Consider the following 14,474-nt stretch of genomic DNA (forward strand, 5'->3'; position numbering starts at 1 on the left):
AAACGGTCTGCGATGGCCGTGGCGAGGGCACGGCGGAAACCGCCGCGAGACGCTCGCCGGTCTGGGGCCTGGCGCCCGGCGCGCGCATTTGCTCGGGCAAATTCACGGTCGTTCCCCATGCGCTGCCCGAAATTCCCGCGCCCATTGCCGCGCTCAACGCTGCCGCAACCGCCAATGCCGCTGTTGGTTTGGTGAATTTCATTCTCACCGGTGTGCACATTGACCGTGACATGGCCATGTCCGCCACCGTCACAAAGGATGACAGCGCGTAACGGGACTCTTCCGTAACGGCATTTTGATTTTTCACGCTGCCGGGAAACGTTAGGGTTCGTCAGGGCTGAGGTGGCTATTGAAGGAGCATGCGAATGCGAACTCCCATTATGGCAGGAGCTGCGGCGCTGCTGATTGCTGTTGGCGGCGGCTCGGCATTTGCCGCCGGAGACGGCGGTGGCACCAACGCCTCCGCTGAATGCAAAGGCGGCAAGGTCTACAGCGAGCAGATGAAAAAGTGCGTCGATCCTGAGGAAAGCAGGCTCGACGAAGACACTCTTTACGAGGCTGGACGTGCGTTTGCGCAGGCTGGCCGTTATGGCGAGGCTATTACGGTACTGAGCACGATTGCAGCGAATGGCGATCCCCGCGTCCTCAATTACCTCGGCTATTCGCATCGCAAGCAGGGCCGCATTGCCGTCGGGCTCGGCTATTATGAGGAAGCGCTGAGGCTCGATCCCGACTTCACGCTGGCGCGTGAATATATGGGTGAGGCGTATCTGCAGCTTGGCGACGTCGCATCGGCGCGCGCCCAGTTGCGGGAAATCGCCGATCGCTGCGGCACGGGCTGCGCGGAATATCTGGAGCTCGAACGCCAGATCGACGATCACCTGAAACAAATCTAAGAGGCAAAACGCCTCCAGTCAGGGGAAGGCGGGCCACGGCCCGCCTCTTTTTTTCAGTCGCCTCGGCTGATCCGTATCACGGCGCCGTCGCTTTCGTCAGTGACCAGCCAAACCGCGCCGTCGGGCGCGACCTTCACATCGCGAATGCGGCCGAAGCGGCCTTCGAACAGCCGCTCTTCGCCAACGATATTGCCGTCTGCATCCCTGTCCAGCCGGGCCACCAGTTCGGCGCGCAGGGCGCCGATCAGAAAATCGCCTCTCCATTCGGGGAACATTGCGCCGTCATAAACGGCCATGCCCGAAGGGGCGATTGAAGGGTCCCAGTAGAATATCGGCTGCTCATAGCCGTCGGCTTCGGTGCCGACGCCGATCTTGAAACCCGTATAGTGGCGCCCATAGCTGATGACCGGCCAGCCGTAATTGAGGCCCGCCTGCGGGCGGTTGACCTCGTCGCCGCCGCGCGCGCCATGCTCGACCGTCCAGAGCGCTTCAGTCACCGGGTCCCATACGGCACCTTGCGGGTTGCGGTGCCCTTTCGACCACAGCTCGGGCATTACGCCGGCGTCGCCTGCCCAGGGATTGCCGTCCGGTACCGAGCCGTCCGGCGCAATGCGCAGCACTGCGCCTGCATGGTCGGAAAAGTCCTGTGCCCGTTCGCGGTCGCCGCGGTCGCCGATCGTGAAGAACAGCGTGCCGTCCGGGGCGACAACGATGCGCGACCCGAAATGCTGGCCTGCCCCGGTTTTCTTGTCCATCGAGAAGATCGTGCGCACATTCTGAAGCGCAGGTGTTTCACCGCGCACAAGCGTGGCACGGGCGATTGCCGTACCGGCGCCGCCCGAACCCGGTTCGGCATAAGACAGGTAGATTGTGCCGGAAGAGGCAAAATCATTCGCCAGCGCGATGTCGAGCAGGCCGCCCTGGCCGCTGTCCACGACCCGCGGCACGCCCGTCAGCGGCTCCGAGAGAGCACCGTTCTCTAGAATGCGAAGCCGCCCCGGCCTTTCCGTGACCAGAGCTGCGCCATCGGGAAGAAACTCCAGCGACCACGGATTTTCGAGGCCGGTGATAATTGTCTCCGCCACGGCAGGCAGCGCGCCCGCCTGAATGGCCTGGCTCTGGGCAATTGCGAGCCCGGTGGAAGTGAGCAGCCCTGCGGCTGCCATGGCAATGAAACGGATTCTATTCATCGGCAGAAAGTAGGCGAGCATTGTTCGAGGACAAGGGCGATCGCGCTGTCGGTGCATATTTGCGGAACGGATGAGCTTGCTGAGTGCGGCTGCGTTCACGCGTTTTGGGCCAGATGCGCTGTTCCAATCTGCCATTTGATCACTTTTGGGATGAAAATCGCACTGGAATCGCTATATTAGCCGGTGACTGATGGAGCGTGTCCGCAGCCCAGCGTTGCGGGCCGTTTTCTTTTTGCCGTGCTGCCGGACAGGCAATGCGCGGCTTGAACTGAGGTGTATGAATATGAACAAGGTTCCGATGACCGCTTCCGGCTTCAGCTCGCTCCAGGAGGAGTTGCGCTGGCGTCAGCAGGAGGAGCGTCCGCGGATCATCGAAGCGATTTCGGAAGCGCGCGCCCATGGCGACCTTTCGGAAAATGCCGAATATCACGCTGCCAAAGAGGCGCAGAGCCTCAATGAGGGGCGCATTGTCGAGCTTGAGGACCTGACCACCCGGGCCGAGGTCATCGACGTGGCCAAACTCTCCGGCGACAAGATCAAGTTCGGCGCCACGGTCGTGCTGGTCGACGAGGATACCGAAGAAGAAAAGACCTACCAGATCGTCGGCGACCAGGAAGCTGACGTGAAATCAGGCCGTATCTCGATTTCCTCGCCGATCGCGCGGGCCCTGATCGGCAAGGGCGTGGGCGATGCAATCGAGGTCAACGCGCCAGGCGGCGCGCGCGGTTACGAGGTGCTGCGCGTAGACTTCGTGTAGCGCGCCGGCGCTATGGCGCGCTGATGGCGACCAGCCCTTCGTCCTTAACTTGGCGGATGGTCAGCGCCGTGCGCACGGTGTCGACATTCGGCGCCGAGGTCAGATCTTCGATCACGAAGGTCTGGAAGGCCGTCAGGTTGTCCGCCACGCAGTGAAGCAGGAAGTCGGAATCGCCCGACACCATCCAGGCGCGCCGCACGATCGGCCAATGGCGCGTGCGCTCGGCGAATGCCTTGAGTTCGGCATCGGCCTGGTGGTGGAGGCCGATCTGGCAAAAGGCGACCACGTCTTTGCCGAGCGCCGGCGTGTTGAGTATCGCGCGATAGCTGCGGATCATGCCGTTGTCTTCCAGCCGCTTGACCCGGCGCAGGCAAGGCGGCGCCGAAATTCCGACGCGCCGCGAGAGCTCGACATTGGTCATTCGGCCATCGTCCTGCAGTTCACGCAGAATCTTCCAGTCGATGGCATCAAGATCGGCTTTCACGGGCGGCTTCCTCGACGCGAATCCATCAGTGGCAGGGAAACTATTCCATCCGCTGGTATTGGCAAAGCACTGCGACAATGGGCAGCCTGTGAGAAATGCCATGCTGGACTTGCTTTGGCTGCGGTCCGACACTTAGATCATATATGCGCCGTGCATGCGCTTCGCTTCCGCAGTGCCGGACGTGTTCGCCAGCGCAGAACCCTTGAAAGGAATTGACATGTCGAGCCGTCACGCGCCCGTTCTGATCATTGGCTCCGGGCCCGCCGGATACACGGCGGCGATTTATGCCGCACGCGCGCTGCTGAAGCCGCTTCTCGTCGCCGGCCTGGAGCAGGGCGGCCAGCTCACCATCACCACCGATGTGGAGAACTACCCGGGTTTTGCCGATCCCGTTCAGGGCCCCTGGCTGATGGAACAGATGCTGAAGCAGGCCGAAAATGTCGGCGCCGAGATCGCCAATGACGTCATCGTCGAGGTCGATCTTTCGGTGCGGCCGTTTCGTGCGCGCGGCGATTCGGGCACCGAATACACAGGCGACGCACTGATCATCGCAACCGGCGCGAAGGCGAAGTGGCTCGGCCTGCCGTCGGAGCAGAAATTCATGGGCTTCGGCGTCTCCGCCTGTGCCACATGCGACGGCTTCTTCTACCGCGACAAGGACGTCGTTGTGGTCGGCGGCGGCAATACCGCGGTCGAGGAAGCGCTCTACCTCTCCAATCTTGCCAGCCATGTGACGCTGGTCCACCGGCGCGACGAGTTGCGCGCGGAGCGCATTCTTCAAGAACGCCTTTTCGCCAAGAAAAACGTCACCGTTGTCTGGGACAGCGTCGTTGACGAGATTAAGGGCGAAGCCGGCAAGCCGCCGCTGCCTGCGTCGGTCAATGGTGTCGTGCTGAAGAACGTGAAAACAGGTACGACGACGGAGATGCCGGTACATGGCGTCTTCGTGGCGATCGGCCACGCGCCCGCGGTCGAACTTTTCAAAGACAAGCTGAAGCACAAGCCGAACGGTTATCTCTGGACCGATCCCGGTTCGACGCGGACGGATGTGCCAGGCGTGTTTGCAGCCGGCGACGTGACCGACGATATCTTTCGCCAGGCAGTCACCGCGGCCGGTCTTGGCTGCATGGCGGCGCTGGAGGCGGAGCGTTACCTCGCCGAGCAGGGAGCGCACAGGGAAGCCGCCGAATAGGCACAGGCTACGAATACGGGGGCAAAGACGATGGCGGTTGACTGGGACAAGCTGCGGGTTTTCCACGCGGCGGCCGAGGCCGGCTCGTTTACCCATGCGGCCGAGACCCTTCACTTGTCGCAATCGGCAATTTCGCGCCAGGTAAGCGCGCTTGAGCAGGAAGTGGGCGTACCGCTGTTCCACCGCCATGCGCGCGGCCTGGTGCTGACCGAGCAGGGCGACCTGCTTTACCGCACTGCGCATGAAGTGCTGATGAAGCTCGAAAACGTCACGCTGCGGCTGACGGAAACAAAGGACCTGCCGTCCGGCGTGCTCAGGGTCAGCACAACGGTCGGCCTCGGTTCCGGCTGGCTAACCGAACGGATTCCGGAGTTTCTCGATCTGTATCCGGAGATCGACCTGCATCTCATTCTTGCAAACGAGGAACTCGACCTGACCATGCGTCAGGCCGATTGCGCCATCCGCCTGCGCCAGCCGCAGCAGCCGGATCTGATCCAGCGCCGGCTTTTCACGGTGCACTTCCACCTCTACGCCTCGCCCGCTTATGTGAACAAGCATGGCAAGCCGAATTCGATCCAGGAACTCGACCGGCACCGCATTGTCACCTTCGGCGAACAGGTGCCGCAGCATCTATCGGATATGAACTGGCTGGAAACGGCTGGCAGGACCGATGGCGCCAAGCGGGCGTCTTCCCTGCAGATCAACAATATACTGTCGATAAAGCTCGCGGTGCAGCGGGGTGCGGGCATTGCGATGCTGCCCGACTATATGGTCGACAAGAACTCCGGCCTCGTGCAGCTGCTGCCCGAAACCGAGGTGCCTTCGTTCGATACCTACTTCTGTTATCCCGACGCTATGAAGGGGCAGGCGCGGCTCCACGTGTTTCGCGATTTCCTGATTTCAAAGGCCAGAAGCTGGTCATTTTAGGCGCACATCAGCCTGCTTGCTGATTTCCCACTGCATTTCGGCAGTGCAATTATCGCAAAAAAATCGTGCAAGTGACTGATTTTCAACCGTGAATGATACCCATGCAATTCTGCATGGGTGCATTGCAAAATGGGATGCTTGTTATTTAGGCTGCAAATGCACATATCTCAATCACTCGCGAATGCATTCCTCCTCCCATTGGCATTCGTTGAGTGTTCCCCTCTGGAGGTTTTGCCTAACGGCACTCCAACGACTCGCCGGATCATTTGATCCGGCGCTTTTTTTTGTAGCAACGAAAATCGGACAGAGCGTCGACCGGCGGGTCAGGCTGCCTTGCCCTGTGCGTCGAGCACCATGTCGGCCGCGCGCCCGGTCAGCTCGGCCATGTGATCGAATGTCGCCTTGTAAGAGGCAACGCCGGCCGTTGCGGACCGTAGCTCGATGATAAGGTTGCTCGTTTCGGCCTGCGGCATCAGCGCTTCCACAACGTCCCATCCGTCCCATCCCTCGCGGGCGTCGAAGCCCAGAATCTGGCCGCGGTGCTGCGGTACAAGTGCAGTCACCCGGGCGGTGGCGTCCGATGTCGTAAAGATCTCCAGCTTGTAGATGGGTTCGAGCAGTACCGGCGAGCAGGCGGCCATACCTTCGCGCATCGCCAGCTTGGCCGCCTGCTGGAAGGCCATGTCGGAAGAATCGACCGAGTGGTACGAGCCGTCCGACAGATTGACGGCGATGTCCACCACCGGAAAGCCGAGCGGCCCGGTCTTCAGGTAATCCCGAATGCCGGTCTCGACCGAGGGGATGTACTGCTTGGGGACCACGCCGCCGGTGATCGTGTCGGTGAACTCGAAGCCCGAGCCGCGCGGCAGCGGCTTGATGTCGATCACCACGTCGCCGAATTGGCCGTGGCCGCCGGACTGCTTCTTGTGCCGACCGCGTTGCGTCGTGCCCTTGCGGATCGTTTCGCGGTAGGGGATCGACGGTGGGTAGGACTGCACCGGTATCTGGTATTTGCCCTCCAGTTTCTCGACCGCGACCCGCAGATGCATTTCGCCGTGGCCGGAGAGGATCGTTTCCCCGCTTTCCTGATTGTGTTCCACGGACAGCGACGGGTCTTCTTCATTGAGCTTGTGCAGAGCTGCAGAAAGTTTGACTTCGTCCTTGCGTTCGCGCGGACGCAGCGCGATGGCGAACACAGGCGCGGGCGCCGCGATGTCCACGAAACCCGATTGCGCGTTCTTGTCGGCGAAAAGCGTTTCGCCCGTCGCCGCATCGTCGAGCTTTCCCAGCGCGACCGTATCGCCTTCGGCGGCGGAAGACTGCTTGTTCTGATCCTTGCCGAGCATGCGGTAAATTCCGGAAACCTTGACCGTCTGGCCTGACGATGTCGTGAGCTCGGAGCCATCCGCAATGGTGCCGGAAAGAATGCGCGCGATCGAGAGCTTGCCGCCGTGAGGTGTGTGGAAGGATTTTACGATCTGCGCCGCAGGTCTGCTGCCCTCGGCGCCGAGCCTTTCGCGGGTTGCCGCAACGTCGGGCGCGTCGTGGCGCAGCGCCTTGAGAAGACGCAGCACGCCATTGCCCTTTTCGGCAGAGCCGATGAGCACCGGCACAACCGCGCCTTCGCGCAAATCGGCAGCCAGATCGTCGAACACGGCATCGCGCGGCGGCTCGATATCCTCAAGCAGCTGTTCCATCAGCTCGTCGTCGTGGTCGGCGAGCTTTTCGAGCATCGAGAAACGGGCTTCGATCTCGCGCGCCTTGTCGTCGTCGGGGATCGGCTGGATTTCGCTCTCGGCATGCTCGCGGTAGATGTAAGCGCGCTCCAGCGCCAGATCGATCGAGCCAACGATAATGCCGTCCTTGCGCAGTGCGATCTGGCGCAGAAGCAGCGGTTTGGCGCTGGCGGGCTGAAGCAGTTTCAGCGTATCGCGAATGCTTGCCTCGCTCCTGTCGATCTTGTTGAGAAAAAGCATGCAGGGAACGCCCAGCGCGTCGAGCTGGCGCAGAACGAGCTGAAGTGCCGGCACCTTCTTTTCGTCCGCTTCGGCCACCACCACTGCCACGTCGGCCGCCGCGAGAACCGGTTCTGCCTCGAAGGCGAACTCGACGGATCCCGGGCAATCGATGAAGGTCATCGTCTCGCCCATGAATTCGGTCGTTGCGACGGTCGCTTCCACACTCATCGCGTGGCTGCGGGCCTCCGCTGAGGCATCACCCACGGTCTGGCCGGATGTGACAGCGTTTTGTTTGGGGATCGCGCCGGTGCGCGCAACAACTGCTTCGAGAAGTGTGGTCTTGCCGCTTGCGAAGGGACCGACAATGGCTATGCACTTCGGTCCCGTGCGTCTTTCTCCTGCGCGTTTTCCCATGACTGGCCTCTCCCTCATGCGTTTCGCGATGAGCGGCGGCCGGCCTGCGGCCGTCGCATGGCCGCGACGGCTCTTGAGGCCGCTCGTAGGCCATGAGCGGCATCGTCACACGGGTTTTGGATTTCGGCAAGAGCCGGCAGGCGCCGACGGGGCGCCGCCTGCCGTCAGTTCAGCTCAGCGAGGCGGTAAAGCGCTGGATGCGCATGCAGGCTTCCTCCAGCAGTTCCTCCGACGTCGCGTAGGAAATACGGAAGTTGGGACCGAGGCCGAACGCGCTGCCATGTACGACGGCCACCCCTTCGGCTTCGAGAAGCTCGGTGACGAAATCCTCGTCCGATGCGATCACCTTGCCCGCAGCCGTCTTCTTGCCGATCAGCCCTTCGCAGGACGGGTAGACGTAGAACGCGCCCTCGGGCGTCGGGCAGTTGATGCCGCTTGCCTGGTTGAGCATCGACACAACCAGGTCTCGCCGGCCCTGGAAAATCGTCTTGTTCTTCTCGATAAAGTCCTGCGGTCCGTTCAGCGCCTCTACCGACGCCCATTGGGCTATCGAGCAGGCGCCCGAAGTCTGCTGGCCCTGGATCATGTCCATCGCCTTGATCAGCTCCAGCGGACCCGCTGCGTAACCGATACGCCAGCCGGTCATCGCATAGGCTTTCGACACGCCGTTCATGGTCAGCGTGCGTTCGTATAGCGCGGGCTCGACCTCCGCCAGCGTATGGAACTTGAAGTCGCCATAGGTGAGGTGCTCGTACATGTCGTCGGTGAGCGTCCACACCTGCGGGTGCTTGAGCAGCACATCCGCGAGCGCGCGCAGCTCCTGCTTGGTGTAGGCAGCGCCGGAAGGGTTGGAGGGCGAGTTCATCACCAGCCATTTGGTCTTCGGCGTGATCGCCTTTTCCAAGGCATCCGGGGTCAGCTTGAAGCCGTTGCCGATCGAGGTTGCGGCGAACACCGGGGTGCCGCCGCAGATGTTCACCATCTCCGGGTAGCTCACCCAGTAGGGGCTCGGGATCACGACCTCGTCGCCGGGGTTGAGCGTCGCCATGAAGGCGTTGAACAGGATCTGTTTGCCGCCCGTCGCGACGATCGTCTGCGCCGGCTTGTAGTCGAGATTGTTCTCGCGTTTGAATTTGGCGGCGATCGCCTCGCGCAGAGGCATGATGCCGGAGACGGGCGTGTATTTCGTTTCGCCTCGGCGGATGGCGTCGATGGCGGCATTCTTGACGTTGTCGGGCGTGTCGAAATCAGGCTCGCCGGCGCCGAGGCCGATGACGTCGCGGCCCTGAGCTTTCAGTTCGCGGGCTTTCTGAGACACGGCGATGGTCGCGGAGGGCTTAACGCGTGACAGGGCGTCGGCAAGAAATGCCATCTTTGGAAATCTCCATTGGAATTGCGGCCGGGAAGCGGTCGGGGGTCTCATAGTCCCACCCCGGTTCAACCGCAAGTAAAAGCGCCAGAACGCATGGGTTTTGGAGCCATCCGTTAACGGCGGGTCAATCGTTTGCGCCCAAGATCGGGGACCCGGAAGTGGAGATGCGAACGTGCCCCGCAGCGTAGGCCTTGCGCATATCATGCGGCAGAACGACGGCACGTCAGTCGGCGTGTGGGGGGTCTTTACGCTCAAATCGGCATTTCAGCCGATTTTCGCCTTCAAAGGCGGCAAGCTGGAGATTGCCGCCTTCGAGGGCCTGCTCCGGCCTTTTCGCGAAGACGAGCCGATGTCGCCGGGCAAGTTCTTCAACACGGTTCCCGCTCAGGACCGGCTGCATGTCGAGACGTTGTCCCGAACACTGCATCTGCTGAATGGCGGCGCCTTTCTCGACAAGCGCGCACGGCTGTTCGTGAATTTTGACCCTTCGGTCTATGTCGATCGGCAACTCGCCGCGAACGCGCTGCGCGACATGCGGCTCGTGCTGCATGAGGCAGAGATCGAGCCGGAGCGTATCGTGTGCGAGATCACCGAGCAGAAGACTTCGTCGGATGCCGGCCTGCATATGTTTGTGCAGGCGTTGCGCGACCACGGCTTTGCGATAGCGGTGGATGACTATGGCGCCGAGGAATCCGGCATCAAGCGCATCGACGAACTGCGGCCCGAGGTGGTGAAATTCGATGCCCATTTCATCACCCACCTGATGCAGTCGGGTCCGGGCTTTGCGCTGCTTCAGGCGATGGTGAAAGAGTTCGAGGGGCGCGGTATCACCACGCTTTTCGAGGGCATCGAGGAGACCTGGCAGCTCGACCTTGCAGAAAAGTGCGGTGCGTCGATGGTGCAGGGTTTCGTGCTGGCGCGGCCCGAGGTCGTGCCCACCAGTTTTGCAACCTTCTCCGGAAAGCCGCGTCCGCGTGCCGAGCGCCAGGAAAATGCCGGAGTAGCAGCCACCGAAGGCAGGGAGGCGCCCGAGCCCGCAGCCGAGGTCGTCCCGCCACGCAGGGTTGCACCCAAACGCGCCTTCGGTCAGCGCCTCAACCGTTCGCTCTGAACCGATGGCAACAGAACGGATATCGTCCCTCATCGAAGTCGATGCGCTGGGTGTCTACACGGCGCGGCTCGGGACGCTGTCGGTCAAAGCCTATTTCAGGCCGGTATTTCAGGTCGATGGCGCCGAGTTGCGCATGGCGGCGCTTATGGGCGAGGCTCGTGTTCAGCTCGGCCGGGGTTGCAGCAACGCCGCGGCCTTTCATGACGATGTGCGCGAAATCGGCAAGGCGGCGGGGATAGGGCGGGCGCTTGTGGCGCTCAATCGGGGCAATACGGGCGTCGGCGGCCTGGCCCTGATTGTACCGGCGGGCAGTCAGGACGAGATCGAGGACGGCCTTCTGGCTCACGCACTTCGCGCCAGGGACGAGTTGGCGTTGTTCAACGAATTCGAACCTGCCAGACCGATTTGCGAACTGCCGTCGCCAGAGATCGCCGATCTTGCGGATATCGGCCGTTATGCCGCCGCATGCCGGCGTCTTGGCGCCGGCGTTTCGCTTGGCCGGTTCAACGGTTCTCCGGCGGCGATTGAAGCCGTGCGTGCAGTGTGTCCGGAAATCGTCTCACTGGATATGAGCTGGTTCAACAGGGTCACTGCTTCCGGGCAGGCCAGCAAGCTCCTCAAGCCCCTGTTTCGCAGCTTGCGTGCCGCCGGCGCGCGTGTCCATGCGGGCGGGCTCACCAGCAGCGCTCAGGTTGCGGCTGCCTGCGATGCCGGTGCGGACCTCTATTGCGGCCGGGTGCTGGCGACCTCATTGCCAGCGGGTGCGTTCCTGAAGCCGTCATCGGTGCCGTTGTCGGCGCATACCGGCGGCCGGCATAACGTGGTGCAGCTCTTCGCGTAAGGGCAAGGCGCTGCCGGCGCGTGACACTTCCACGACGATTCCAGGCCCAATCCGTGGACCGTTACAAATCTGAAATCTGACGGTCATTGCGGCGTTACATGGCGGTGTTCAAAGGCGTCACCTTCAACCAGGTGACACCAAGGAGCGTCCCATGAAACTGCGTCTTCTTCTTGCGGCGACTACCGCCGCGTTCGTTGGCTATTCGGCCAGCGCATCCGCTGAAACCAAAATCCAGTGGTGGCATGCAATGGGCGGCCAGCTCGGCGAAACCGTCAATCAGATCGCCGCTGACTTCAATGCATCGCAGAACGAAGTCGAGATCACACCGGTTTACAAGGGAACCTATGAGGAGACCCTGACTGCCGGTATCGCCGCGTTCCGCGCAGGCGGCCAGCCGAACATCCTGCAGGTCTTCGATGCCGGCGCCGCAACGGTGATCGGCGCCAAAGGCGCGGTGCTTCCGGTTCAGGACCTCCTCGAAGGCGCCGGTGCAGACTTCAACATCGAAGACTACATTTCGGGCGTCCGCTATTTCTATGCCGACAGCGCCGGCAAGATGATCGGCATGCCGTTCAATTCGTCCGCGCCGATCATGTATTACAATACCGAGGCGCTGGAAAAGGCCGGTGTCGAAGCACCGACGACCTGGGAAGAGTTCGAGGCGATTGCGCCGAAGCTCAAGGAAGCCGGTTACATCGCGCTGGTTCAGTCGCATCTGCCGTGGGAGTTCACCGAGAACTTCCTGTCGCGCAACAATCTCCAGTTCGCGACCAACAACAACGGTTATGACGGTGCGGTCGACACCAAGCTGCTCGTGAATGCCGAGCCGCTGAAGATGATGTTCACCAAGCTCTCCGACTGGAAGAAGGAAGGCTTCTTCGAGTGGTACGGCACCGGCTGGGGCGACAACCAGACCCCGTTCGAGCAAGGCAAGGTTGCGTTGTGGGTCGGTTCGTCCGGTTCCTTCGGCGGTTTGCAGAAATCGGCCACGATGCCGTTCGGTGCGGTGCCGCTGCCGTGCTGGGCATCGATCGTGGGCGAGGGCGGTTGCTACCAGTCCTTCATCGGCGGTGCGGCGCTGTTCGCGATGTCGGGCAAGTCGGACGAAGAAAACGCGGCGACGGCGAAATTCTTCGAATACATGACCTCTCCGGAAGTGCAGCTGATGTGGCACAAGGAGACCGGTTATGTGCCGATCACCAACGCCGCCTATGAGGCGGCCAAGTCGGAGGGCTATTACGACGAGACCCCGCAGGCCGAGGTCGGCATCGAGCAGCTCAACATGAAGGCCGGCGAGTGGACCCGCGGCTACCGCATGGGCTTCTACGTCCAGATCCGTGACATCATGAACCGCGAATACGGCAAGCTCTTCACCGGCGAAACCACCGTCGATGCGGCGTTCGAGGCGATCGAGAGCGAAGGCAACCAGCTTCTCGAGCGTTTCGCCAAGACCGGTTCCTGATCGCTACCGAAACCGAAACGGCGCGCGTCCCGTCCGGGGCGCGAGCCCCTTTTTCCGGCGGGGAAACTTCGATGAACAAGGTCAGGTTCGGACACTCGGTCATCCCGTATCTGTTTCTGCTGCCGCAGATCCTGATTGTCGCGGTGTTCTTCTATCTGCCGGCGGGCGAGGCCGTCCGTTCGTCCTTTTATCTGGAGGACCCGTTCGGCTTCGGGTCGACCTTTGTCGGGCTCGACAACTACCGCGATGTGCTGAGCAATGCCGAATACCGGCGTGTTGCGATATTCACGGTCTGGTTCACGGTGCTTGTCGCGTTCTTCGCACTGGCGATCGCGCTGGTGCTGGCCGTGAAAGCCGATGCGGTATTGCGCGGCGCAAAGAGCTACCGCACGCTTCTGATGTGGGTTTATGCGATCGCGCCACCGGTCGCCGGGCTGCTCGGCATCATGCTGTTCGACCAGCATGTCGGACCGATCGTGAAAATGGCTTCGTGGTTCGGCTGGAACCTGCGGGTCGGGGTCAACTACCACGACACCGCGTTTGCGATGATCGTCACAGCGGTCTGGCTGCAGATCGCCGTCAATTTCATCTTCTTCCTTTCGGGGCTGCAGTCGATCCCGCGCTCGGTGCGCGAAGCAGCCCGGATCGACTGCCGGTCCGGCTTCCGCCGGTTCTGGACGGTCACCTTCCCGCTGCTCACGCCAACGGCGTTCTTCCTGGTCGTGATCAACATCACATATGCGCTGTTCGACACGTTCGGCCTCATCGACCTGATGACCAAGAACGAGCCCGGCAACAACCCGGTGACGCTTGTCTACAAGGTCTTCCTCGACGGGTTCCGCGGCAACGATCTGGGCGGCTCATCGGCGCAATCCGTCATCCTGATGGCCGTCGTTTTTGTGCTCACCATCGTTCAGTTCCGCTTCATCGAACGGCGGGTTCATTATTCATGAGGACGCTCGCATGACGGACACTGCCACAACGTTGCACACTGGCGCGCCCGACACCCCTGCGACCGGAATCCGGTGGGGTTTGCTGTTCGATCACGCCATCCTGATTGCCGGATCGCTGTTCATGCTTTTGCCGGTCTATCTGGCCTTCATGACCTCAACGCATGAGGCCGTGACGATCCACATCGGCGGCGTGCAGTTTCTGCCCGGCGACCGGCTGGCCGAAAATTATGCGACGGTTCTGTTCGACGGCATCGGGTTCGCGGGCGCGGTCAACGGAACGACGATGATGGTGAACTCCATGATCCTGGGGTTCGGCTTTGCCATCGGCAAGATCGTCGTTGCCATGATGGCGGCCTATGCCATCGTCTATTTCCGGTTTCCGCTTGCCGAGTTGGCATTCTGGGCGATCTTCTTCACGCTGCTGCTGCCGCTTGAGGTGCGCATTCTGCCATCCTACGAAATCGTTCAGAAGATGGGGCTGATCAACACCTACACCGGCCTGATCGTTCCCCTTATCGCCTCGGCAACCGCGACGTTTTTCTTCCGTCAGTTCTTCAAATCGGTTCCCGACGAGCTGATAGAGGCGGCGCGCATCGACGGCGCGGGTCCACTCAAGTTCTTCCGGGACATACTTGTTCCGCTCAGCCGTACGATGATCGCGGCGATCTTCATCATCATGTTCGTCTACGGCTGGAACCAGTATCTGTGGCCGACGCTGATCACCACGAACGAGGACTATTTCACGCTCGTTCGGGGCATCAAGCAGATCATCCAGGTGTGGGTCGGCGCGCAGATCCCCGAATACAGCCAGGCCATGGCGCTGGCGGTGCTGGCAATGCTGCCGCCCGTCGTCGTGGTGGTGGTGTTCCAGAGCTGGTTCATCAAAGGCCTTACCGAGAGCGACAAATAGGAAAACA

13 protein-coding genes are annotated in these 14,474 nt (G+C 61.6%); 9 read left to right on the forward strand and 4 right to left on the reverse strand.

Annotated features, from left to right (window positions below; translation table 11 throughout):
* Positions 1 to 365: 365 nt before the first annotated feature.
* Positions 366 to 896, forward strand: coding sequence for a tetratricopeptide repeat protein (locus EP165_RS10995; protein WP_127522343.1), 531 nt, complete (start codon positions 366 to 368; stop codon positions 894 to 896).
* A gap of 53 nt (positions 897 to 949) precedes the next feature.
* On the opposite strand, the gene EP165_RS11000 is transcribed toward EP165_RS10995, so the two are convergent.
* Entirely contained in the window at positions 950 to 2,086 is a 1,137-nt protein-coding gene (locus EP165_RS11000; protein WP_127522345.1) for a PQQ-dependent sugar dehydrogenase, read from the reverse strand.
* Positions 2,087 to 2,369: 283 nt separating this feature from the next.
* Here EP165_RS11000 and greA point away from each other — a divergent pair, with 283 nt between their 5' ends.
* Positions 2,370 to 2,843: a transcription elongation factor GreA gene (gene greA, locus EP165_RS11005; RefSeq protein WP_127522347.1), complete on the forward strand. Its 474-nt coding sequence runs from the start codon at positions 2,370 to 2,372 to the stop codon at positions 2,841 to 2,843.
* Positions 2,844 to 2,853: 10 nt separating this feature from the next.
* Here the strand turns inward: greA and EP165_RS11010 are convergent, their stop codons facing one another.
* The gene (locus EP165_RS11010; protein WP_245440100.1) at positions 2,854 to 3,327 is read right to left on the reverse strand and encodes an Lrp/AsnC family transcriptional regulator; all 474 of its coding nucleotides are present in this window, start codon (positions 3,325 to 3,327) and stop codon (positions 2,854 to 2,856) included.
* A 217-nt stretch (positions 3,328 to 3,544) separates the two neighbouring features.
* Here EP165_RS11010 and trxB point away from each other — a divergent pair, with 217 nt between their 5' ends.
* Both trxB and EP165_RS11020 read left to right on the forward strand, forming a co-directional pair.
* Positions 3,545 to 4,519 (forward strand): thioredoxin-disulfide reductase, encoded by a 975-nt coding sequence (gene trxB / locus EP165_RS11015; RefSeq protein WP_127522351.1) that lies wholly within the window; start codon positions 3,545 to 3,547, stop codon positions 4,517 to 4,519.
* A 30-nt stretch (positions 4,520 to 4,549) separates the two neighbouring features.
* On the forward strand, positions 4,550 to 5,446 hold the full coding sequence (locus tag EP165_RS11020) for a LysR family transcriptional regulator (RefSeq protein ID WP_127522353.1): 897 nt from the start codon (positions 4,550 to 4,552) through the stop codon (positions 5,444 to 5,446).
* Positions 5,447 to 5,769: 323 nt separating this feature from the next.
* Here the strand turns inward: EP165_RS11020 and EP165_RS11025 are convergent, their stop codons facing one another.
* Together EP165_RS11025 and EP165_RS11030 are read right to left on the reverse strand one after the other, a co-directional pair.
* Positions 5,770 to 7,818, reverse strand: a complete 2,049-nt coding sequence (locus tag EP165_RS11025) for an elongation factor G (RefSeq protein WP_127522355.1) — start codon at positions 7,816 to 7,818, stop codon at positions 5,770 to 5,772.
* Positions 7,819 to 7,987: 169 nt separating this feature from the next.
* Entirely contained in the window at positions 7,988 to 9,190 is a 1,203-nt protein-coding gene (locus tag EP165_RS11030) for a pyridoxal phosphate-dependent aminotransferase (RefSeq protein WP_127522357.1), read from the reverse strand.
* Between the two features lie 172 nt (positions 9,191 to 9,362).
* Here EP165_RS11030 and EP165_RS11035 point away from each other — a divergent pair, with 172 nt between their 5' ends.
* The 5 genes from EP165_RS11035 (at position 9,363) to ugpE (ending at position 14,467) form a co-directional block, all read left to right on the forward strand.
* Complete coding sequence (locus EP165_RS11035) at positions 9,363 to 10,301, forward strand: EAL domain-containing protein (RefSeq protein ID WP_127522359.1); 939 nt, start codon at positions 9,363 to 9,365, stop codon at positions 10,299 to 10,301.
* Between the two features lie 4 nt (positions 10,302 to 10,305).
* Complete coding sequence (locus tag EP165_RS11040; RefSeq protein ID WP_127522362.1) at positions 10,306 to 11,142, forward strand: EAL domain-containing protein; 837 nt, start codon at positions 10,306 to 10,308, stop codon at positions 11,140 to 11,142.
* A 151-nt stretch (positions 11,143 to 11,293) separates the two neighbouring features.
* Positions 11,294 to 12,604: an extracellular solute-binding protein gene (locus tag EP165_RS11045; protein ID WP_127522364.1), complete on the forward strand. Its 1,311-nt coding sequence runs from the start codon at positions 11,294 to 11,296 to the stop codon at positions 12,602 to 12,604.
* 71 nt (positions 12,605 to 12,675) lie between these two features.
* A complete protein-coding gene (locus EP165_RS11050; protein WP_127522366.1) occupies positions 12,676 to 13,557 on the forward strand; it encodes an ABC transporter permease subunit in 882 nt (293 codons plus the stop codon).
* Positions 13,558 to 13,567: 10 nt separating this feature from the next.
* Positions 13,568 to 14,467, forward strand: a complete 900-nt coding sequence (ugpE, locus tag EP165_RS11055) for a sn-glycerol-3-phosphate ABC transporter permease UgpE (protein ID WP_127522368.1) — start codon at positions 13,568 to 13,570, stop codon at positions 14,465 to 14,467.
* Positions 14,468 to 14,474 lie beyond the last annotated feature (7 nt).

The organism is Mesorhizobium sp. Z1-4, from assembly GCF_004000235.1.
GTDB lineage: Bacteria > Pseudomonadota > Alphaproteobacteria > Rhizobiales > Rhizobiaceae > RCIO01.